General features: G+C 68.3%; 10 protein-coding genes. 1 reads left to right on the top strand and 9 read right to left on the bottom strand.

Annotated elements, in window-relative coordinates; genetic code table 11:
- Positions 1-49: 49 nt before the first annotated feature.
- The 9 genes from drmC to PV410_RS35290 form a co-directional block, all read right to left on the bottom strand.
- Entirely contained in the window at positions 50-820 is a 771-nt protein-coding gene (gene drmC, locus PV410_RS35250) for a DISARM system phospholipase D-like protein DrmC (protein WP_500330022.1), read from the bottom strand.
- Positions 817-2727 (bottom strand): DrmB family protein, encoded by a 1911-nt coding sequence (gene drmB, locus PV410_RS35255; RefSeq protein WP_500330023.1) that lies wholly within the window; start codon positions 2725-2727, stop codon positions 817-819. The genes drmC and drmB overlap by 4 nt, the downstream gene beginning before the upstream one ends.
- Positions 2724-6560, bottom strand: a complete 3837-nt coding sequence (gene drmA / locus PV410_RS35260) for a DISARM system helicase DrmA (protein ID WP_500330025.1) — start codon at positions 6558-6560, stop codon at positions 2724-2726. The genes drmB and drmA overlap by 4 nt, the downstream gene beginning before the upstream one ends.
- A gap of 147 nt (positions 6561-6707) precedes the next feature.
- The gene (locus PV410_RS35265; RefSeq protein ID WP_500330027.1) at positions 6708-8303 is read right to left on the bottom strand and encodes a hypothetical protein; all 1596 of its coding nucleotides are present in this window, start codon (positions 8301-8303) and stop codon (positions 6708-6710) included.
- 94 nt (positions 8304-8397) lie between these two features.
- Positions 8398-10257: a hypothetical protein gene (locus tag PV410_RS35270; RefSeq protein WP_500330028.1), complete on the bottom strand. Its 1860-nt coding sequence runs from the start codon at positions 10255-10257 to the stop codon at positions 8398-8400.
- Positions 10258-10370: 113 nt separating this feature from the next.
- Positions 10371-14678 carry an Eco57I restriction-modification methylase domain-containing protein gene (locus PV410_RS35275; protein ID WP_500330030.1) on the bottom strand — a complete coding sequence of 1436 codons (4308 nt, stop codon included), beginning with the start codon at positions 14676-14678 and terminating at the stop codon, positions 10371-10373.
- A complete protein-coding gene (gene drmD / locus PV410_RS35280; RefSeq protein ID WP_500330032.1) occupies positions 14675-17932 on the bottom strand; it encodes a DISARM system SNF2-like helicase DrmD in 3258 nt (1085 codons plus the stop codon). Before drmD ends, PV410_RS35275 begins: the two co-directional genes overlap by 4 nt.
- A 192-nt stretch (positions 17933-18124) precedes the next feature.
- On the bottom strand, positions 18125-19531 hold the full coding sequence (locus tag PV410_RS35285) for a serine/threonine-protein kinase (protein WP_500330034.1): 1407 nt from the start codon (positions 19529-19531) through the stop codon (positions 18125-18127).
- 181 nt (positions 19532-19712) lie between these two features.
- Positions 19713-20669 carry a serine/threonine-protein kinase gene (locus PV410_RS35290; protein WP_500330036.1) on the bottom strand — a complete coding sequence of 319 codons (957 nt, stop codon included), beginning with the start codon at positions 20667-20669 and terminating at the stop codon, positions 19713-19715.
- A gap of 67 nt (positions 20670-20736) precedes the next feature.
- Between PV410_RS35290 and PV410_RS35295 the strand changes: the two genes are divergently transcribed.
- Entirely contained in the window at positions 20737-22965 is a 2229-nt protein-coding gene (locus PV410_RS35295) for a UvrD-helicase domain-containing protein (RefSeq protein WP_500330038.1), read from the top strand.
- The last annotated feature ends 500 nt before the right edge of the window (positions 22966-23465 follow it).

Raw genomic sequence — 23465 nt, forward strand, 5'->3', positions numbered from 1 at the left:
CCAAGTGATGAGGGGCAGACCAGCTGGTCTGCCCCTCATCACTCTGGTTTCATTCGGGGAAGGCAAGTGGCACGAGCAGGCGGCGGCGCTGGAGCTCCCTGATGTGCTCCGCAGCCCGCTCGGGAGCTGTCCCGCCTTTCACGAGCAGACCGGCCTCGATGTTGCGTCGGACCCCCGACTCCGTGAGATTGGCACTGCCGACGAGCAAGGTGCGCCTGTCCGCAACTGCGAGCTTGGCATGCTGCCGCGCCCCCGTGTCCTGCCGCGCCTCGGGCGCCCAGTGCCACAGCCGCAGGCCCGGTACGCCGGCGAAGGCCGCCGCCGGCTCCGGTCCGCTGAGCAGTCCGGCTGCGCCCTGCCGGGTCTCGACCACGACGTGGACGTCCACCTTCCGTGCGACGGCCGAGGTGAGCGCGGCGGTCAGAGGCGGGTAGGCGCGGGCCGAGTAGGTCATGGCCAGCAGTTCACGTTGGGCGCCGTTCACCAACTCCACCAGTACACGGGCAGTGGAACGTACCGGCACGCCTGGAGTGTCCGGGCCGCTCCACACCATGCGGACCTCTTCGGACCGCTGCTCTCCGCCCCATCCGGCAACGTAGCCTCGCAAGTAGGCCGCGGCCTCCGATAGCGGAACAGCCTGGTCCTCCGCCGCCGCGTAGACCGCGCGCAGTGCCTCGGCCGCGTGCGGCTGTGGCAGGGCGAGCAGGGCGCGTTCCACGCCCCGCCCTAGGGCCAGCAGTCCGGCGAGGTCCTTGGTACGGGCGGGCCCGAGCAGGCGGGCAACCCGCCCCGCGGCCCGCTCGAAGTCCCTCCGACTCATGGCAGCAGCGTTTGCGGCGTGAGCACCGTGTCGCCGTCGTCGCCGAGCGGTACGAGAAAGCGGCGGTCGAGGAACCGGTTGCCGCGCTCGCAGGTGGTCTCGGAGACGAAGAGGCAAGCATGGCAGGCCGCTCCGTGCAGGTAGTCGGCGTGGTTCCGGGGCAGGCGCTCAGAGCAAAGCGGGTCGGAGGAACAGCGAGAGGCGTCCCTGAGCGCCCTCCGCACGATGCGGTCGAACTGTGGTGACTCGGCAAGGGCCACGAGCCCGCCGAGGGTGCCCTCGGAATCGGGTACGGCGGTGTATATCAGGATCCCCGTGCGGATGTTTTCTTCGTCGCCCGCGTAGATGCGCTCGGCAAGGCTGGCCGAGCTGTAGCCGCATTCCAGGGCGATGGTGCGGATCAGCGCGTGGGAGAGGGTGTGTAGGGCGAGGTAGCGCTCGCCTGGCCAGCCCGAGGTGGGATCGAACTCGGCGTCGGCGCTGAGGCGGTTGGACCGCCGGTTCGTGCGGAACCGAGCGTAGGCCTCACGGTGGGCCTGCATGACGGCGGACTTCTGGACCCGCTCCGTCCATTGTTCCATGAGGTCGTCGCGGACGCGGACGAAGATCCCTTCGCCACGTACCTCGCTCGCCGGCACCCAGTTCTGGGAGCTGCGCCACGGCCGGACCGGGCGCGCGATCTCTCGGTTGTCCGGGTCCGGTGCGTCGAGGCGGGTGAAACCGATCTGAACGCGAACCTCACGCAGCCGCTGCACCTGGCGCACGGATGCGAACAGGTCCGCGATCGGCCCCGCTATCTCGGCCTCCTCCATGGCGAAGTCGTCGCTCGGCGTGGGAAGACGCCTGCCCGCCAGAACTTCCCACTCGGGACCGAGCAGATCTGGGACGGTCTCCGCCTGCTGCTCGGTCGCGGCCTCGCCGTTCAAGCGGGTCTCGATGGCGGCGAGGAGCGCGTCGCGGTCGTATTCCTTCAGGTATCCGTAGCCCGGCATCTTGGCGAGTGCATCGAACACCGGAGGGGCGGTGATGTGCTGCAGCTCGCTCCATCGCTCGTCCAGCAGCTTGTCGATTCCGCTGTCCGGCGCGGGCGGGAGCGCCAGGGTACTCAGCGTCAACGGGAACCACTGGTTCGATGCCCCGGCGATCATCAGGGTGGCCTGCTCTTCGCAGCCGTCGGGGGCGAAGGAGGCCAGGTGGGGATGACGGCCCCGACAGCGCGGCAGCTCAACCGCGCCCCGCTCCCCCAGCGCGTCGCGGATGTTGCGCTTCTCCTGGCATGCGATGCATTGCAATGTGACGTTGGCGGCGAGGTTTCCACCGTGGTCGGTCATCCGCAGCAGGGGCCGAGGGTTCTTGGCGCACTGCCGGCCGTGGTGGACGAAATGCGTGTACGGGAACTCATCCAGGTGTCCGTTGGTGCACACAAGGGTGAAGCGGGCGGTCACGGCGAGCGGCTTGCGGCGGTAGCGACCGCACTCGGAATGGACGAACCGGGCCTCATGAGGGGCGTGGGGGTTGGGGTTGAGGAAGTCGAACGCCTCGCTGTCGATAGGGGCAAGGAGGTTACATCCGGTGCAGCGCAGCCACTGGGGGAACGGGGTGACGGGGACGCCAACGCCCTGGGCGTGCCAGCCCTTGGGGTCGGAGTCTTTGCCGGCCGTCCAGGGGGCGGAGCGCAGCTCGGTGACCTGGGTGTTGCCATACAGCTGGAGCCTGCGGTTGACGGCGGTGCGCAGCCGCGGCTCGTCGATGGTGTAGCCGGTCAGACCACCGTAGTTCCAGGACTCGAGTCCCTTGACGAGCACCGAGAAGTTCGGCAGGTCGACAAGCGAGCCGACTCCCGCTGTGAACATAAGATGGCTGGGCCGAGCCGACCCGACTCGTCGGTTGTCTCTGACCTTCATCATCGTCCCTTTCCAGCCGCTGCGGCGGCCTGTCCGGACTCGCCAGCGTCAGTCGGCGCCGTCGCCTCGCCGCCCTGCTGGTCGTCCTTCGGTAGGAAGGTCCAGTCGGGTCCTGCGTAGGTGGGCTGGTCCACCAGCGTGTCACCGCCGGGGAGCAGGAGGTTGATCTCGTTCTCGGTCTCACGCATCGACATCGGTACGGTCAGCTCGTCCCAGCGTGAGCCGTCTGCGCGGTGCAGCAGGCCGTGGACCACAGTGTCCTTCTGCTTCTCGGCACGGTATCCGAGCCGGCCACCCTTCAGCCGCTCCTCCTCCCAGCGTTCCTTGAGGACATCGATGCGTTCCTTCAAGTACTGGCGAGCGGGGGCGCCGCCGACCAGTTCGGCGCGATCGAGCAGCCGCGCGTCGATGCGCGCGACCAGCGGACCGTGCAGATCTACGGTGTGGGCGTCGGTGTTGCGGGAGGTATCCAACTCGGCATGACGCAATGCCGCGATGTACGTCGCCGCGGTACCGCGGTCGAGGGCGCGGCGGGAATAGGGCGTCACAGACAGCGCCTCCACCTGGCGGTAGAAGGTGGCGTGGTAGTGCTTGAAGTCCTCGTAATGGGCGAGGTCTCGCGGGCGGGACCAGTTGTAGAGGGTCACGACGAGGCCTGGCCGTGTCCTGTCACGTCCCACTCGGGAGGAGGCCTGGATGTACTCAGCGGTGTTCTTGGGCTGGCCGACGACCAGCATCAGCCCGAACCGGGAGACATCCACGCCGACTTGGAGCATGGAGGTGGCCAGGACCACGTCGACGGCACGGGCTTCGAAGCGGGTGGGCTCGACGCGAGGATCGCGCTTCTCCTTGGTGGCCGCGACGATTTCAGCCGCGACGGCGCGGCGTCGCGCCGTGGTATCGCGCTCCTGGTCGAAGGAGCTCTCCAGTCGTTTGAGGGTGGCGCCGATCTCCGCTGAGGAGATTCGCGAGGTCAGTTCCTGGATGGCGAGCATGCCCGTCTTGGTGGGAATGCGGTCGGCCAGGGTGTTGATGCCGCGGCGTCCTCCCGTGGAGCGTACGCGCGTGGTGATGTCGTCATCCATGTACCGCCGCATGCCGGCGAGTTCCCGCGTGGCGTTGAAGTACCCGACGAGCGTCATGTAGGGGTCCGCGGGGGCACCGTAGTCGTCAAACTGCTGCTGTGCTGCGAGCAGCAGGATTTCGGCAACCCGGATCTCCGCGGCCTTCAGCCGGGTGCCATGTGCGCAGATACCGAGGTAGCGGCGTCCCGGCTGGTTGCGGTCGGTTTCGACACTCCGCGAGAAGAAGGTGTCCCCGACGTCGAGGACCTGGGGCGGGAAGACCGCGACTCGGCGGCCGAACACCCCAAGGACCTGATCGGTGGCCCGCTTGGTGGTCGCCGTGGATGCCACGATCTTCGGCCCGACCTCGCGCTTGGTGCCGTGCGAGTCGGTGTATGTCCAGGTGCACAGCTGGTCGACGGCGGACTCGAACAGTCCCACGGTGGTGCCGAGCGCGCCGGAGATGAGGTGCAGCTCGTCTTGGATGATCAGGTCCGGTGGGCGCAGCCGGCCTACGGACTGCGCCACAACGGCGGGCAGGTCGTCACTCTTGCGGTTGTGGCGGGACCGGCATCCGGTCTGCTCGTCGAGGTCGGCGTGCCGGTAACCATGGCGGGGGCACCATTCGGTGACCCGGCCGAAGAGCAGGCCTGCGTAGCCGTTCCACGGAAGCTGGGCAAACTTGTCGACCGTGGCAATGACCATGGCGGGCGCCAGACGGTAGATCTCCTCGTCGACGGTGAGGACAGGAATTCCCTCGCCAGGCGCGGAACGGCGGGAGAACGGGCAGCGGTCCTCGCCCTCGCCGCGCCCGCAATACAGCAGTACACGCCGACGGTCTTCGTCGGCCTTCATATCGGCGTGGGCACTGAGGCCCTGCCCACACCAAGGGCACGTCAGGACCTGGATGACACGGGCGTACTTGTCGCTGCCGCTGTCGCGCGCTCCGGCGATCTGCTCCTGGGCCTCGCCGAACCAGTTGGGCGATACCCCGGTTCCCACCCACAGGCCGATCCGGAACGGTGTCCGCCCCCAGCGCACGTCCTCGGCGAACTCTTCGCGGCGCAGCACCTCACAGGCGCTGACCAGCGCGGCGGCGCGCTGGAACTGCTGGGCAGTCAGGAGCCGCAAGGTGTAGCGCATCAGCACGGCTACGCCGGCGCTACCGTCGCGGGCCTCTGCTCCGGTGCCGACGACGCCCTGAAGGCGACGCAGCGCGAAGGTGAAGGCGGTGAGCCCGAGGTACGCCTCTGTCTTGCCACCACCGGTGGGGAAGAACAGCAGGTCCACCAGGGCCTCGCGGCTCGTCGAACGGTGCGGGTGGTCGGTCCGGCTTAGGGACGCGAGGTTGAGCAGGACGAACGCGAGCTGGAAGGGCCGCCAGCTGGCGCCTTCCTTCCCCTTCGCGTAGACCTTCTCGTACGCGTCCCGATAGGAGGCGGGGTCGTTCTCCCGCCCTGTGCGAGCGGCGGCGATGTCCGTGTTACGGCGCTGGAGCGCCATGGCCCGGTTGGCAAATCGGAACGCCTCCAGCGCGTCGTCGTCGGTCTCTAGGGCGGCCACGCCGAAAGCGATACGGTGGCACACCTCCTCGGCCTCTTCGACGGCCGCCTCGGCGGCGACGCGCAGATGCTCGGGCAGCGCACTTGCCTTTGCCCGCTGTTCGGCCAGCCATGCGCTGTATCCGTCGGCCAGCGGCGCAAGCGCGGCGGACAGTTCAGCGCGCCGGGACGGCACTGCAAGAGCGGCCAGCTCGTCCATGCCGAGTTCGAGCCCGGCGAGCAGCGGCTGTTCGGCGGCGGTAGGCGCTGTAGTGGCTCGCACGTCGTACGTGGGCAGCCAGGTCGTACTCAGACGGTGGGCGCGCCGCTCGCCAGGGCGGACCTCGGCATGGACCGCGACGTTCCGGCCGAGCGCGTGGCGCAATTCGTCTCGGTAGAGCAGGCGTAGGCGGCGCTCCTCGGCGTCGTCGTCATGTGGATCGACGCTGCGGGGGTCGAGCGGATCGTCGATGGGCAGGAAGACGGCCGCCTTTCCATCGGGAAAGGCGGCGACCTCCAGGCGGGTCTGGAACAGCCACTGGGTGTCGCGGTCCCGGCCGGTGGCCTCCGGCTGCCGGTTGACGAGGCTGACCTCGACGACCCGCAGGTCCTCGCCGTCGGTCCTCGCATCCCGGTGCCGCACCTGAACGTCGAGATGAATGCCGGCGGAGTCGTCACCGTCGAGGGTGAAGCGGTGCCCGCCGGTCTTGGTCACGTCGATGTCGGCATCTTGTTTGACCGGTTCACGTCCCCATACGCGTTGAGGCAGGCCGCCCTCCCCGACCTGTTCACTCAGGGTGTACCGCCCCCATCGCGCGGTGACGCTGAGCATGCCGATCGAGACGGGCACCACGAACGACAGCCCCATGGAGGAGGCCCATATCCGCCCTGCAGCCTGCGGGGTAATCCGTTCGGAGAGCCCGCCGCCTTCCTCGTGCCCCTCGTCCGCGCTCTCCTCAGAGTCCGTGTTCTGGGCGGCTGCCAACGCGATTGCGGCGCTGGTCTCGCCGTCGTCGGGGCGCGGGCCGAGCATGCCGGCCAGGTAACGGTCCCGCGGGCCCGCCCAGACCTTCGGCAGCTCTTCGGTCTCGCCGTCCCACGGGCCGAGCAGGTCGTCTGCGATGTACCGCTCCAGCCCGTCGCGCACGTCGTAGGAGTCGCCGTTGAGGAAGGTCTGGGGCACCCCTTCGATGGGGTGGGGTACGTCCGTGGCTGCGGACTGGGTTGCCATGCGAGGCCTTTCTGCAAGCACGAACTACGGGGGACGCCGAAGGCTGAGGCTACCGGCAGGAACGGGGTTGCAGCCCCACTTCAAAGAATGACATGCGTGAACTGAGTTCACAAGCCACTTCGTGGAATTATGGACTCGTCGTCCCCGTCAGAACAGGGTGTTCGGCGGGGAGAACAAAGCCCCGTCGACCGACTCGTCCCAGGTATCCCCCTCAGGTGTCTGCGGAGGTGGCACGTCGGCCGCTGCCGCCGCCACTTCGAGGTCGGACTGCAGCAAATCCTGGAGTCTTCCTGGGTCACCGCCCGTGTGTCGGTCCAGCTCGGCGACAGCCTTACGCCCCATGGCGGCGCGCAGCTCCCCCTGCACGGGGACGCTCACCGTGCGAAGCACTCGCCAGTTTCCGCCAGGAGCCGGTGTGAGGAAGGCGAGCCGAGCCCTGCCCGTGCGCGAAAGTGCCAGCAGGTGGCACATCCCGAGCAGATCGTCATCCGCGTACTGGACACGCATCACGAGCGTGCGCTCGTCGGGATGGCCGGCGGGGAACCCGACGAGGAGATCGTGGGCCTCGTCGAGACTGCGGCAGCCGATCCGTACCTCGCCGTCCTCCTTGAAACGCAGGGTGGCAGCCGACGGCAGGCCCGCCTCGACCCCGTACGCCCACCAGGGCTGAGAGGCGACGTCCCAGGCGAGCCCGAACTGCGAACCCCGCATTCTGGAGGCGGCCTGCGCCATCCACAGCGGCGCCGGAATTTCAGGGCGCTCACTGGCCTTCAGCCCCGCGAACTCCTCCTCGCCGAAAAGCGGGGTGTCCGGTGCCCCCATCCCCGGCACGCACCACACTCGCGCGTACGCCTGGAGGTAGTCGTCAGCGCGCTGGGCCTGCGCGCCACCCAGTTCGAGCAAGACCCGCTCCAACGGGGTGAGGCCCGGAACGAACGACTTGTCCACCCAGTCCCGATAGCGCTCCGCGACCGCGCTGATCTCGGCGAGCGACGCTCGCAGCCTGGCATCCTCTGGCGTGGCACCGGGTCCCTCGAGCGCCCTGCGGTTGCCCTTGGCCACTTCGCCCAGGGACTCCGCGAGGCACTTCATCCGGTGGATGTGGTCCAAGTGCGGCGCGGCCGCCAGGTCCCGGGCGCGCTCGGAGGCGTAGGCCTCGATCTCGTCGGCGAATCCGTCCAGGCGCGTCAGCAGCATCCGGGCTAGGTCGGCCGAGCGGGGATCCTCCGCATCGACATCGAGCGCCTCAAGGATGCCGACCCAGCCGCCTCGCTCCTCTTCCGGCGGCATGAGCCCGCGCCGCCAGATGCCATCGGTATCCACCGACCACCGCTCCCGCAGCTCGGCATGGACTCGAGCCCAGCCCACGCTCGCCGCCCGCCGCTCCGCCCAGAACGCCAGGAGGCCCTCGGCCAGGGGGTCCCGCCACCAGGCATGCAGCAGGGGGATGGTGGGTCGCCGTAGCTTCGCCCACAGGTCAAGGACGGCGTCCAGCGGGCGCTTCCCGTTGTAAGCCATCCCACCCGACAGCCGCTCCAGGAAGTCGGCGGCCGTAGCCGACTCCTGGCCTTCGGCGTCCATCTGAGCGAGCCGCGCCAACGCCATGGCCGCCACGAGCCGCCGCGGCCCGAGATCGTCCGGCACGAGCGCTGCCACCTCCGGCGCGATCTCATCCAGCACTTCGGCCACCGCCCCGTACGTGCTCATGAACCACGTGGCGCGCTCCGCCTCGAACCGATCCATCCCCACCCCTTGTAACCCCGCCCGAATCTCGCCTACTGATTGCTGCGCCGTCGGCTATAGGCCGACACGGACCGCGAAGTGATCCGTCGCCGTGTCATCGGTCCCTGGTCTTGGCTCCTTCCAGCCTCGACTGTGCGCTCTTCAGAGCTGCAAGCATGCTGGCCGAGCTCGCCCCGAGGGCCCGCTGTTCCAGCACGGTGGGGATGGAGGGTAGTTCGGCTCCCGGAGTGGAGTACTTCAACCACAGGCGCGCACGGGTAAGAATCTCGCGCGCGCTCTTGACTTCCGGTAGCGCCTTACTCAAAGGCACCATCTTTCTCTCCACGCGGGTGATCGCCTCGCGGACCCTCCGCCGCTCTTCAGGACTGCCTACCGGGCGTCTGCGATTCGCCGACGGATCTTTGACCGTGCCCTGGCGGATGCGCTTGGTCAACGCATCCACGACCTTCTTCTCTCTCACCGTCAGCCTGGCTGCGGTCCGCGCCGGTCGCAGGTCCAGGCGCGGCGGCATCACACGCGGCGGCTTCCCGTACAGGGCGAAGGCGCGCTCCTGCTCACGCTCCGCCCATTGACGCAAGACCGGCGCTTCTGCCGGCACAGCTGCGGCACCAGCCACCCCAAGCCCATCCAGAACGGCGGGCAGACAGGACAATAGGGCGTCGCTGTCTCGGAGTATGGCTGACAGGACCGGTTTGGACTCCCAGAGCGGCGTGTCGACCTCGACGAGGAAGGCGGTTCGGTCCTGCTCACGCATGGACGAGTAGCGTGCGCCGAGTTGGGAGGCGACATTCGACCAGCTCAGGGTGCGTCCCGCTGCAGCCGCGCTGAGCAGTATCTCTCGGGCGCGGACCACAGCCTCGGATTGAGTGAGCTTCAAGGGGCTCTTCAGTTGCCGGGGCTGGTCCGCGGCTGCCCGCTGCTGCTTGTCGGCAGGCTTGATGGCTGCTACGGCCCGATCCCGGACGACCGAGTTCGACGCGGCCACCTCCGTTGGCTCAGGCAGTACCCCCAAGAGGCCCGAGCGAGCGGCCTCCGTGGCATTGAGTCGGATATAGCCGTTCAGCCGCAGGGCCCAGCCGCCGTTCTCGTGGACGAGTAGGCGGGCAGAGTCCGATGCCCGGTAGGCGTGGTCACGCGACACTTCTGCGTCGGCCGGGAGGGAGAGGACTGCTCGGACGATCGGGCCGGCAGATGGCTTGACGTCGGCCATCAGAAAGCGCCGATCCCCACCGGAGAATGGTGAACCGTCAGGGACCGGCGCGTCCAGGTCGGGAATGAAAGTCACGCCACCTTGGAGAGTGAAGCCACCTGGCTGCCCGCGGCGCGCAGAAGCGCGGATCTCCCGGAACTCCTCAGTGGCGGGAGTCCACAACCCATCAGGACGCAGCTCACACTCGTCCAGGGGCGTCCAATGGATGGACCCCTGGCGGGTTTGTGCCCCGATGTGGACATGGCGCTCCCCGCCAACCGTCTCAAGGCGGAAGCGAAGGCCGAAGCCGTTGCGGGCCAAGAGCTCCCTGGTCAGGGGCCCTTCGGTGCCGAAGAGCCAGTCGACATCGTCGACGTCTTCCGTAAGTGCAGCGTTCGCGGCCCGCCAGCTTCGGTAGTCAAGCGGGGAAAGCTGGAAGCGGATCCGACGGCGGACGGTCGGCAGGTAGACGTCCACCATGCCAGGGGCGCCAGAGCGCTGGCTGCGTGTCTCGACTGTGCCACGCAGATCATGCCGGTCAAGGAGTCGGCGAAGACCGCGTTTCACGAAGAGGTGGTCGGCGCTGGTCTCACCAGTGGCGGTGCGGGCACAGACCGGGCCGCCTTCAGCGTGGGCAAAGTGGCACACCCTGTCTCGATACAACTTGTCGACGAGCTTCCACCCACAGCCGCCGAGCTCATACCCGCACCAGTACGTGTAGTTCGGGTGCTGGTGGCGCCAGAGCTTCAACTCGTGAGCATCCATGGGCAGGATGATCGGCCTGTCGGAGCGGGGCTCGCCAACCACCGCCGTCTGGACGAGACGGTGGTCAGCGAAGGATGGTATGGACAAGAGACCCTCGCGATAACTTCGGTCGATCAGAAGAGAGAATCGTCGGGGCGGAAGAGTCCACCATCATCGAAGTCGACAGGCTCCGACGGTGCGGTGCGCCCCTCGGCCTTCTTGCGGCGGGCTTCCGCCGAGGGTGGCGGCATGTCGGGGTGCTTCGCTGGCTTCTTGTGCAGATTGAGGAAGACCTCGTCGGCGTACGCCTGGTGGTTGAGTTGACGGAGCCGGTCGATGATCTCGGTGCGGGCGAGCAGGCCGATGGTGTACCGCGGACCTTGGTCAGTGGTGTGGAACCCGTGGTCCAGCGGCACCCGCTCATGCGTCGGGTCGACTGGTTCGACCCCCGTGTCGTCGAGCAAGTCAAGCCAGCCGTACGCCTCGATCGTCGCCTTGTCGATCTCCTCGTGAATTTGGCGGAGCTCGACAATGTCGGCGTCCTGGCAGGCCTCGGAGTGGAGGAGGTTGTAGGTGTCGGTGAGGCCGATGTTGCGGCGTTTCATCAGGTCCCGGCGATAGGTGTCAAGACGGCTGCCAGCAATGCGGAGGCGGGCGGTGAGCGGAGGACGCACCAGGGTTTCGAAGACATCACTGGGGGTGTATCGAACCCGTGTCTCCAGGGTCGAGCACCGATCGATAGTCCACCAGTAGTGCGGGGCGCTACTAAGAAACGCGAGGATTGCGCGGTCGTCGGAGGCGAAGATGACGAGCTGTTCGCTATGCACTCTGCCCGTCGGCACCATCACCGGCATTACGACCTTACTCACTCGCGTAATGACGATGCACCGCTCCAGCATCCCGACTGCCTTCACCATCGCCGGGCGCTTCTCCGCGTACTGCCACCAGTAGTCCCGATATACCTTCCGGTTGTTCTGATCTCGCTCAGGCTTGACCTCCCGCAGGACCTTCTCGTACGGCTTGATGTACCGCTTAGCGTCTTGCTGGCTGCGATCACCAAAGTCGATTACCCAGCGGTCAGTGCCGTGTTCGGGGTGGCTGTTCACGTCCTGGCCATTGAGGTACGGGAACAGCACCTCTACGTACCGCTCGTCCTCAGCGATCCACGCCCGCGCCTCCCTCTCGGGGAGCGTGAAGCCGAGGCCCAGGACGTAAGAGCCGATGAACGAGATGCCCCCATTTCTTTCAAGCCTTTCCCCCCAAGACGTGACCCGCGTCCCAGGGTTGAGCGCAGTGGAGATCCCGTTAAGCACAATCTCGCCACCTAGGATGCACTCAGCCGACTTCCCCGGTTTCTCTCGCGAAGTCCAGACCGCGCAGTACTCCAGGTTTGCTGACCGGGAGGGCCACTTGGCGCTCTTGAGCGCCCGGCGGATCGAGACGCCGTCACGCTCAAGCTGATCCAGCCCGACTTCGCGCGAGTCACCTTGCGCCAGCGTGTTTGTAGCAATCAACCCGGTCTGCCCCCGGCGGTTCAGGAGTCCGTGCGCCCGAAGCTCGAAGTACGCCACAAGGTCGGCGCTCCCGCGCTTACCATCCGCCAGGAAGTCCACCAGATACTCACGGAAGGCCTCCCCCATGGCCCCGGTCAGCTTCTGCCCACCCAGGAACGGCGGATTACCCACAATCGCGTCGAATCCGCCCCGCTCCGTGAACACCTCTGGAAACGCCAGCGGCCAGTGCAGCGGTGTCCGTTCCAGGCCGTCGTCCGGGAGCTCGGCCGCAAGCCAGTCCTTGGCCGTCTGTCGAGCAACGCGCACGACTTCCGCGTCGTCCTCGACGCCGTCCGCGACCACGGCAGCCGCGAGCTGGGCCGCATAAGGGAACAAGTCGCGCAGTCGCTCGCCCCCCTCCGCCTCGTACCACGGCACACGCCCCGAAGCGCACGTCGCCAGCGCCGCGCCCGCCAGCAGATCGCCAACCAGACGCAGACGCTCCGCGTGCTCATTGACGAGGGCCAACCGCTCGCGCTTCCTGCGCAGCGCCTCCAAGTCGACACCCTTGATGGCCGTGATGGCCAGGCGCTCGCGGGTCAGTTCGTCGACGCGGGCACGTGCATCCGCCGCCCACACGTCGTCCTGCCTGGTGGGCTTGAGGTGGAGGCTCTCGATCTGGGCCATGCTGGCGACACCCAGCAGAGAATCGCCCGCCACAAGTCGGTCGTCGAGGAACGTAAAGGGTCGCTCGGGATCCATGGAGACCAGCCACAGCGACAGCTTGGCCATCTCCACGGCCATGGGATTGACGTCGGCACCGTACAGACAGTGCTCGATGATCTCGCGGCGGGCCTCTATCACCACCGGGTCCGACTCTGCGTCGACCGCGGTCACGGCCTCGACCGTGCGCCCCGCGCTGTACTTGACGGCGCGCTCATCATCGCCCTTCCGTGCCCGGGCCTCGATCAGGCGGTCCGCAAGGTAGCGGCAGGCGGCCACCAGGAACGCCGCAGAGCCCATCGCGATGTCGGCGACCTTCAGCTTCAGGATCTGGTCGGCCGACTTGGGCTTCCACTTGGTCTCGTCGGCGGTCTGGAGCGGACCCACCTCGTACACAAGTGGCTCGAGGGCGTGCCGGACGACCTCTTCTGCGAGGTAGCGCGGTGTGTAGTGCGTGCCGGTGTTCTTGCGCAGGACCGACTCGGTGACGAAGAGCGCCCCCGAGTGGATCACCACCGGGAGGCCCCGCAGGTCGCGCCGGATGAGGCGGAAGAAGGGCATCAGTCGACCCGTCAACGCGGCGTCACGCGAGACAGCCTGCAGCAGGCGACGGCCCTCCTCCGCCTCCGGGGCGTCCTTGAACGGGGCGAGCGCCATGGAAAGGGTGACCTCCGAGGCCGGCGGCTTGGGCTCCTTCCATTTCGTGTGGATCTTCTTCGCCAGGGCCTTGACGTCCTTGGACTGCGCGGCCAGCGCTTCCAGTTCCCGCAGCGGGACCTCGTGCTCACTGCCCTCGGGGCCGATGAGGCCGACCATGGGCTCGACGGCGCGCTCGCCACCGTAGGAGAGCAGGCCCTCGTACACGTAACCGATCTGCTCGACGTCCAGAGCGCGGAAGGACAAGGTGCGCACCTCGCGCTGCCTGCCGGTGCCGACGTGGACTTCCTGCACGGACTGAAGCATGTGCAGGACAGTGCGGTCGTCGATGGGCAGGAGTGGCGCCCGGTCCTCCAGCCAGGGATAGGTACGCGGGTCGAAGATGGAGCCGTCGTAGGCGGGCAGGCGCAGCTGCGGGTGGTCGACGCCGCCGTGGACGGCGTGGAAGAGGGCGATGAGGCGGTGCCAGGCGGACGTGGTGTGGTCGAGGGCGTCCTCGCCCTCGGCGTCGGCGCGTTTCCTCAGTTCGTCGCGCAGGAAGCGGGCCGAGTAGGACTGTGCGTACACCGGGTTGTCGGCGGGCAACAGGCCGCGCTCTTCGGCGAAGAGCAGGAAGACGACGCGCATCATCACCGCGACGGCGGCGCGGTAGACCGTTCCGGCGGATACGCCTTCCGCTCGCAGTCCCTGTGCGCCGCGCTCCATGGCGCGGGCATCAGCGCGGCCGATGGCGTCTACGAGGAGTTCAACCGCCTGGCGGACCTGGACACCGAGGGCGTCCGTGACGTCGTCTCCTGCATCAAGGCTCTTCTTGAGCAGGCCGACCAGTGTCTCGGGCTCGTCGTAGGAGAAAAAGCGCCGGCGACAGAGCAGCGAGGTGAAGGCGCGCACGACGTCGCGCTCGGCCGCTTCGCCCCAGCCGATGGCGTCGAAGACGGCGGTGGTGGTGACGCCGCCGAGTGGTGCCCACACCAGGCACCACCAGCGGCCGTCGGTGGCCAGGCCCAGCGGGACGCCGTGGTGGCGGCACAGGCGCGCGAGGCGGTCGGCGGGGGTGGCGGCCCAGTCGTCGCGCGTGGTGCGCGCGGTGGGTGCCGTGCCGGTGGGCAGGACCAGACCGAGGAGGCGTACGCGCTTGGCGGCGCTTTCGGCGTCCGGTTCGGCGGCCAGGGGTGCGCCCGGCTCGGTGAGCACGAAGTCGGGGCGCACGGTCGTGTCGTGTTCGGGTACCGGCAGGCTGAGCCGGTCCAGGGCGAGGTCCTCGTCCTCGCCCTGGCGCAGGGTGAGGGCATCGTCCCAGCCCAGCAGCGTGCGCAGGATGTAGGCGATCCACTCGTCACGGCCTGCGGTGGTGTCGGTCTGCCAGTCGGCGTGGCGGGCACGGAGCCGCGTCCGCTCGGTCTTGTCGAGGGCGTCCAGCTGGGGCCAGGCATCCAGCAGGACCGGCATGGTCAGGAAGGGGCCCGAGACCTCGGTGAGGTCCAGCCACCGCTGGTGCTGACCGCGGCCGTCGAGCGCCTTGGCGCGGGCGGCTGCAAGGCCCATGGAGGCGGGGGTGCGGCGGCTCATCGGCGGGCTTCCTTTGCGGGGATCACGAAGACGACGGCGGCGGGGAAGAGGTGGGCGCGGGGCTCGCGATAGCGGGCGGCGATCCGAGCCAGTTCGCGCTCGCGTTCGGCGGGCAGGTTCTCCAGGCGCTGTTGCCAACGATCCCTGTCCAGTTGGTACTGGCGTTGCTCGGCACTGGTGATCTCGCGGGTGCCGAACAGGGCCATCTGCTCGTCGGCGCCGTCGCCCTCTTCCTTGAGCTTGGCGCGCACGTTGGCTTCGAAGCGGTCCAGGGTGGCGGTGATGCGCTTCTCGTCCTCGGTCTGGCGCTCGGTAAGCCGTTCGCGGAGCGAGTCGCCGCGCTCCCGGGAGCGGGCGGCGAGGGAGTCGTACAGGGGCTTCTCCAGGCGTGGCCACGCTTCGGCGAGCTGGGTGCCCAGGTGCGTGGCGTCGGCTCCGGCGTCCAGGGCTGCGGCGAGCACCTGGCCTTGGTCGCGGACGTTCTCCCAGCGGCGGAAGCGGCCGGTGTCGCCGATCCAGCCGCCTGCCCACAGGACTTCCTCGTGCAGGCGGGTGCCGTCGGCGCCGACCAGGACGTAGCGGGCGTAGGCGGAGACCAGGGAGGTCTCCAGGCGGGGGTCGTCGCTGACGACCGCGGCGACCCGGTGCAGGCCGACGGTGTCGGCGTTCCACACGGCGGCGGTCAGCAGTCTGGTGGACAGGGCCACCAGCGGGTGCTTGAGGTGCGCGAGGACGACGTCGTCGCGGCCTTGAGCGGCGATGGCCGGGTCGAAGGTCACCGGGCGGCGCTCGCTTGCGCGCAGCTTGTGAGTCAGGCCGCGGGTGGCACGCTCCCAGGTGCCGGCGAGCGGCGGGACCTCCCACAGCGGCTCGTCGAAGTCCTCGCTGTAATACGGGGTGAGGGGCAACTGGTGGCTGAGGTCGAGAGCGGTGTCGACGACCCGTTTGATGTTGGCGGGGGTGAGGCCGAGGACGTCGACGGTGGTGTCGTACTGCTCGGCGAGGCGCTTGGCCTGCGCGGTGACGTTCTGCTCCGGGGCGACGGTGCCACCTGTGTGGCGGCCGGGAATGCGCTTGGCCTTGGCGTTGTCGATGTCGACCGGGGTGGTGTCGCCGCTCATCCGGCGCTGGACGGCGTCGGCGAGGACGGCGTTGACCTCGCCGAGGTCCTGTGCGGTGACGGCGATCTTCTTGGCGACGCGCGAGAGAAACTCCAGGTCGGCCTCGTACGAGCCGGCCTTCGCGCTCTGCCAGTCGGCGCCGATGAAGTGCGCGATCTCCACGTCGTTGCGCTGGCCCCATCGGTCGACGCGTCCGATGCGCTGCTCGAGCTTGTTGGGGTTGAACGGGATGTCGTAGTTGAACAGCCGGTGGCAGTGCTTCTGCAGGTCGATGCCCTCGCCGGCGGCGTCGGTGGCAATGAGGATTCGCACCTTGCCCTCGTCCGAGGTGGGGTGGGCCTGGAAGGCCAGCCGGATGTCCTCCCGCTCTTCGGCGTTCATGCCGCCGTGCAGCTGTGCGACGCGGCCGCCGTCGGTCAGGCCCTCCTGGCGCAGGAGATCGACCAGCCAGCGCTGGGTGTCGCGGTACTCGGTGAAGACGACCACACGGTCGTTGAGCCAGCTCTTCCCGTCCGGGATGCAGATCGCCTTGAGGTCGCTGATCATCTGGGCGGCCTTGGAGTCGGCCGCGGCCTCGTGGGTGAGTGCCCAGTCGTGCATGTCGCGCAGGAGCTTGAGTTCCTGGCCGTCCTCGTGGGGGGTGAGGCTGGTGGAGCGGGTGAGCGCGTCGTCCTCGGCGTCGACGAGTTCGTCGTCGTCGAGCTCGGCGATCAGGTCGGAGAATTCCTCCATCCATTCGGGCACGTCGAGTGCGGCCGCGCGGGGGCGGCCGTCGGTGTCCTCCAGGTGCGAGAGGTAGATCCGCACGGTGTGCAGAAAAGCGGCCGGCGAGGAGAACAGGCGCTTCTTGAGCAGCAGCGTCACCAGGTCGGCGGCCCGCCGGCCGCCGCGCGCTCTCGGCGCCATGCGGCGCTTGCGCAGCTCGGCGAAAGCGGTGAGCAGGGCGTGAACCTCACGCTCTTCGGCCGTGTACTCCACCGGGATCTCGCGGGTCTTGCGGGACCGGAATCGAGGGTTGCCGTCCCGGTCGGTTACCGAGGACTTCAGGCGGCGGATGACCGTTTCCTTGCGGGCCTCCTCGTCGGGCTCCATGCCGCGCACGAACCGCTGGTCGTCGACGAGTTCCAGCAGGGCGGTGTACGACTCGGAGTAGCCGTTGTGCGGGGTGGCCGACAGGAACAGGCGGTGCTCGAAGTGGGGCACGAGTCGCCTGATCAGCTTGGTCTGCTGCGAGTCGACGGCGTAGACCTGCTTGGGAGCGGCGGGAGCAACGTGGTGGGCTTCGTCGAGGACGAGCAGGTCGAAGAAGCGGCGACCGCCAGCTTCTTCCTGGGCGTCGCCACCTGTCGGCAGCACTTCATCGAGCAGTCGCTGTGCCTTGGGGCCACGCAGCCAGGGCAGCGAGACGATGGTAAGCGGGTGGACGCGGAAGGGGTTGGCGGCGCTTCCGTGGGTGCGGCGCAGCCGCGCGCAGGCTTCGGCGTCGACGATGGTGAAGTCCAGGCCGAACTTCTCGGCCATCTCGTCGCGCCATTTCAGGGTCAGGCCGGCGGGGCACACGATCATGACGCGCTGGGCGCGGCCGCGCAGCAGCAGTTCCTGCACCACCAGGCCTGCCTCGATGGTCTTACCGAGGCCGACGTCGTCGGCGAGCAGCAGATTGACGCGCGGTGCGCGCACGGCCCGCGCCACGGGCTCCAGCTGGTAGGGCTCGACAGCAACGCCGGAACGGAACGGGGCCTGGAGGGTGCGCACGTCGGCGGAGGCGACGGCCGACCAGCGCACGGCGTCGAGGAACGCGGCGAGCCGCGAGGGTCCGTCGAAACGGCCGGTGGAGGCGTCGGGCAGCGTACGGCTGTTCAGGACGCGTCGACCGGGTTCAACCTCCCAGATCACCGAGAGGGAGTCGCCGAAGCGGCCGTCAGCGACGGACTCGAGGTGGATCAGGGTCGCGGTACGCGCCGTCGTGCCGTCCTGTGTGGGCTCGCTCTCGTCCTCATCGCGGTGGGCGGAGGGCTCGACCCGGGCTACGACCCAGTTCTGGCCGCGTACCTCGACAAGTTCCCCCTCCGTCGGCAGCTGCTGCGGCGATGCCGCGGCGCCTGCCTCCTCATGTTCACTGGTGCGCACCATCGCCGCTCCGCCTCGTCCCCACTCTTCGATGGCAGGTGCCGGCGGGCCTACCCGGCCCGCCGGCACCTGATTCGCCACTGACAGATTACGCATTCCGGGCCCACCCCCTGCCCGTGCGCTACACAGGAGAGCATATCTGTGAACTTAGTTCACCGCTACCCGTTTGGGGGGTTCTCGGCCCGTGGACCGCTGTCAGTTCGCCGTGCCCAGCACGCGGTCCAGCCGGTCGAGCAGGGATCCCACCCGTGCGTGGCGCCGGTCGTCGTCCGGCAGCACTCCCGCCTGCCGGTCTCGCAGGTCGGCCAGGAGATCACGCGCCTCACGTGTCAACCCCATACGCGCGCGCAGCTCCGCGATACGGAACCGCGTGTCCAAGGCCTCGGAACTGCTCACTCCGAGGACTCGCTCCTGAGCCGGGAGTAGCCGCTCGAGGTCTGCAAGCGCCTCAGGGGTGCTCCCGAGTTCTGCAAGGCACGTGGCCACGCCTGCGCGGCACATCAGCACGTCCCGGTCGGTCTGCGGTCGGGTGCGCCGCAGCTGGGCGCCAAGGCGGTGATATCCGTCATACGCTTCTGCGAACCGCTCCTCGGCCAGCAGCTCCTGCAGCCCGCGCAGGCGGTCCGCCACACCTCCCGGGCCATCGGGGGTCGCGAAACCCCGGAGCGGGTGTTCCGCCCGGGGCGCACGCCGGCCCTCCTGCAGCACCGTGTCACCCGCCTGTTGTCGCGGCACCGCCTGCCTACCCCGCCTACCCTGCGTCGACGGCGTCAGACAATTCGCCGCGACGGCACGGACACCGGCGACGGAGGGACGGTCCTCCGGGGTCTTCGCCAGCAGGGCGTCCACAAGGCCAGCGAGGTCCGCGGGGACGTCGTCGCGGTGCGACGTCACCGAAGGCGGAGTATCGCGCACGTGTGCGTACAGCAGTGCCAGCGGATTGAGGGCGGTCAACGGCGGCTTCCCGGCGAGCAGTTCGTACAGCAGACAACCGAGCGAATAAAGGTCGCCGCTCGGCATCGCAGCGCCGCCCTTGACACGCTCAGGGGCGACAAAACCCGGCGTACCGGGCAGATCGCCCGTGCCCGTGAGCACGGGCTCCCCCTCCTCGGGTTCCAGCGCTGCTGCGATGCCGAAGTCCAGCACCTTCACCAGGCCGTCGGGTGTGAGCATCACGTTCGACGGCTTGAGGTCCCGGTGCACCACACCGAGACGGTGCGCGTAGGCGAGGGCGTCGGAAACCTGGTCGGCAACGGCGACGACTTTCGCGAGAGAGAACCGGCCGTGTTCGTGAAGCAAGTCCTCCAACGTCCGTCCGCGGACGAGTTCCATCACCAGGTACAGGCTCTCCGCGTGCCCGGAGCCGTCCCTCCCCCAGTCGTGGACGGTGGGCACCGCCGGATGTGCGATGCGGGCGGTCAGCTTGGCCTCCCGTATGAAGCGCTTCTTCGCCTTCTCAGGGCTGAAGGGACCGTCGGCCAGCATGCGCTTCACCGCCACGTCCCGCTGCAACCGGAGATCGCGAGCGCGCCACACTTCCCCCATACCGCCGTGTCCGAGCTTGTCCTCCAGGCGGTAGCGCCCGCCGATCGTCTCCCCCAAAGCCCCTGTGCTCCTTGCCGCTCATCGTCTCTCACGCGCATCGACCATGGCATTGTCGCCCGAACACGGCCCGCGTCACCCTCTCCGTCGGAAATGCCGTCGGGACGGACACCCCGCACACGGGGAGCATCTGTCTCCCCGGCACACTGAGAAACAGCGTCTCCAGTGCCCCATCACGCAGCTACAACAGGAAAGGCGCCTGAGGCAGCAGGAAAGGCCGCCGAGGGTCCTCCGTGCCCGCCGAGCCAAGATCGCCGTCCCCGGCGCCCGTCGTGCCCGGGGGCTCCGGCAGCCACGGCCGCAACGCCAGGTAGACCTCGGCGGCCGAGCCGGGTCGCTCCCGCGGGTCCTTGGCCAGCAACGACGACACCAGCTCCTGCGCCCCGTCCGGCACCACAACACCCCTGCTCGCCAAAGACGGCGGCTCTTGCGCCAGATGCCCGTCGAAAATCTCCATCGGCACCTTCGACGGGAAGGGCGGTACGCCAGTCAGCATGCGGTGCAGCAGACAACCGACGCCGTAGAGATCGCTACGGGCGTCCAGTTCGGCCGTGCCGCCGAGCAGCTCCGGCGACGCGTACATCAGGTTGCCGATCAGCTCACCGGTGGCGGTCAGCCGGGGCCCGACCTCCGACAGGACCTTCACCAACCCGAAATCCAGCACCTTGACCACGCCGTCACGCCGGACCATCACGTTGTCCGGCTTCAGATCTCGGTGGACGAGCCCAGCAGAGTGAGCGGCCGCGAGCCCGGAACACAATTGCGCCGCCGTAGCAGTAGCCGTGGCCAGGTCGAACGTTCCCCGCTCGTCGAGGAGCTCGCCGAGCGTCGCTCCCTCGACCAGCTGCATCACGAGCCAGTGGATCTCGCCATCTCTACCGGCGTCCGTACCTGCGTCGTACACCGTGGCCACGTTGGCGCTGTCGAGCGCTGCCGCCGCCATGGCCTCCCGCTCGAAACGCCGTCTCGACCGCGCGACGTCATCGGCCGAGGAATGGAGAGTCGCCAGCTTCACCGCCACCGGACGTCCCAGATCCCGATCACGCCCGCGCCAGACCTGCCCCATGGAGCCGCGCCCCAAAGGCACCTCCAGTTCGTAGCGCTTCCCGAAGACGTCACCACGGCCGATCCGACGCACTCGTCCACCCTCCACCCAGTACAGTGATCGCCATTATCGGGGCGACGAAGCGGACTCCGGGGACGGCATGGCGAAGCTCGGCATACATCGTGATTTCCTGATGGAGTTCGCGGCACTCGAAAAGCACGTGCAGAAGCGTGTCTTCGAGGTCTTCGAGAAGTTCACCAACGCCACACACGCTGGCCTTCATCTGGAGAAGCTGACGCACCAGCGCGATCCGCGCCTGCGCACCATCCGGATCAACGGCTTCTGGCGTGGCGTGGTCCTCAAGCCCGATCAAGGCGATGGGTACCTGCTACTGAAGGTGCTTCCCCACGACAAGGCCAACAGCTGGGCGGAGAAACACCGTGCCTCGGTCAACGCGGCCAGCCAGGGCATCGAGATCCGCGACGACGTAGCACTGGAGCGGGTGACCACCGAACTTCAGGCTGTCACCCGGCAGCACGCCACACAGCTGTTCCCGGAGGTCACGTACCCGGACAAGGTGATGCGCAGCCTCGGCATCGACACCGAGATCATCCCCATCGTCCGGCTCATCCCCGATGAGATCCACTTGGAGGCCCTGCACCGCGTCCTCCCCGAGCAGCAGTACGACGTCCTGCTGGGACTGGCTACCGGGATGTCGCCGGAGCAGGTGGACCGCGAGGTGGTGCAGGTCTACGCCGCCGGCACAGCACGTGACACCACCGGCGAGTCCGCCGGATCGCTGGATTCGGCCATGGCCCACGCCCGCGGACGCATCGCCCTCGTGTCGGGAACGGACGAGCTGCGCGAGATCCTGGACCGGCCCTTCGACGCTTGGCGTGTCTTCCTGCACCCCAGCCAGTACCGCATTGCGTACCACGAGTCGTACCGCGGTCCCGCGCAGGTCAAGGGCGGCCCGGGCACTGGCAAGACGGTGGTGGCCCTGCACCGCGCCCTGCACCTGGCCCAACGGCTGCCCGCCGACGCGCCGGATGGCAGTGTCTTGCTGACCACATACACCCGGGCACTGGCTGCCGAGCTGGAACGCTGCCTGGGCCTGCTGATCCCTGACGCCAAGCTGCGGGCGAAGATCACGGTGGCCAACCTGGATGCCTTGGCCTACGACATCGTTCGCAACAGACAGGGCGGCGGCTCGCTCAAACTGCTCGCCGACCAGAAAGAGATCACGGCACGCTGGGCACGCATCGCCCGCCGGCTCGGACTGCCCTACGCCGACGTGTTCTTGGATCAGGAGTGGCGCCATGTCGTTCTGGCACAAGACATACGCACTCCCGAGAGCTACCTCAGGGCTTCCCGCCACGGGCGCGGCACTGCACTGCCTCCCACCCGCCGACTTCAGGTGTGGCGCGCCGTCGATGCCTTCGAGCAGCAGCTTCGCGAGGCCCGTGAGCGCACCTTCCTGCAAATCTGTGCCGAAGCGGCGGACATCCTCGCCGAACACACCCGTCCGCCCTTCCGCCATGTCGTCGTGGACGAGGCACAGGATCTCCACCCGGCCCAGTGGCGCTTCCTGCGTGCGCTCGTCCCCGTGGGGCACGACGATCTGTTCATCGCAGGTGACACCCACCAGCGCATATACGGCAACAAGACCTCCCTGCGCTCCCTGGGTATCTCCGTCCTCGGACGTTCTCACCTGCTGCGCATCAACTACCGCACCACGCACGAGATCCTGAACTGGTCGTCGGCGCTCCTCACCGCGAACCCCGTCGGTCCCACCGCCGAGGACGACGATTCGTTGGCCGGTTACCGGTCCACCCTTCACGGTCGCCGCCCCACCCTCACACGTCACCCGTCGAAGGCCGAGGAGATCACCGCGGCCGTCACCCGGATCTCACAGTGGACAGCCTCGGGCGTGGCCCCGGAAGACATAGTCGTGGCCGTCCGCTTCATGCAGCTGGGCCGCGATGTCGCGGCTGCTTTGGAGCGCGCCGGCGCCTCCGCTCACGTCCTGGGCAACTCCGCACCCCAGCCAGGCGTACGTATTGCGACCATGCACCGTATGAAGGGTCTGGAGTTCCGCTGCGTGGCCGTCCTCGGCGTGAACGAGGGCACACTGCCGATGCGCGCGGCCATCACGCCGGCCGACATCGACCCGCAACAGCATCAGGAGGACATCGCCACCGAGCTGAGCCTCCTCTTCGTGGCCTGCACACGCGCCCGCGAGGACCTCCTCGTCTCATGCCACGGCATCCCCAGCCCCTTCCTGGCTCCGGTTGTCCACGACGGGGAAGGCACGGTCACTGCTCTCGACCGACAAGGTGATGGCCATCGGCTCCAATCGGCTGGCGAGGGCGGGCGGCAGCACGTGTAGTCCAGCACGGTCGCAGGGCCCGACGTTGCAGAGTCGGCCCGGGTGGCGCTAGTGAGCCAGAAGTGGTCCGCTGGCCCCAGTGCCGAGCCGTCCGGACAGTCCCGGTGCTCCTCGTACCGAGGGTCCGCGGGGATCTCGATAGCTACTCATAGCCGCAGGTGCTGCGGCTGACTTCGGTCGGTCGGGCAGTCAGAGAGCGAAGCCACGGACGGCCGGTTCGCGGTCGGCACGTCCGAGCAGGCAACACGCGCGGGCGGCCTACGCCCCGAGGGGACAGGTGCGGTGCACGACGTGCCGGCTCGAAATGCAGCGCGACCCCCGCGCTTCCCTTCACGAGGCCGCCCAGAGCGGGGCGGTGGAGAGCCGGCGTGATGGATGTCGTTAACGGACGTGCCCGACTCACTGATCGTTTCAGAATGAGATCGGCGTGTCGGCTGGCAGTCAATGATCTTCATCGGCAGGGTCTGCGGAGTGTCCGATGATCTTGTCCCTGATGACTT

The organism is Streptomyces sp. PA03-5A, assembly GCF_033792725.1.
Lineage (GTDB): Bacteria > Actinomycetota > Actinomycetes > Streptomycetales > Streptomycetaceae > Actinacidiphila.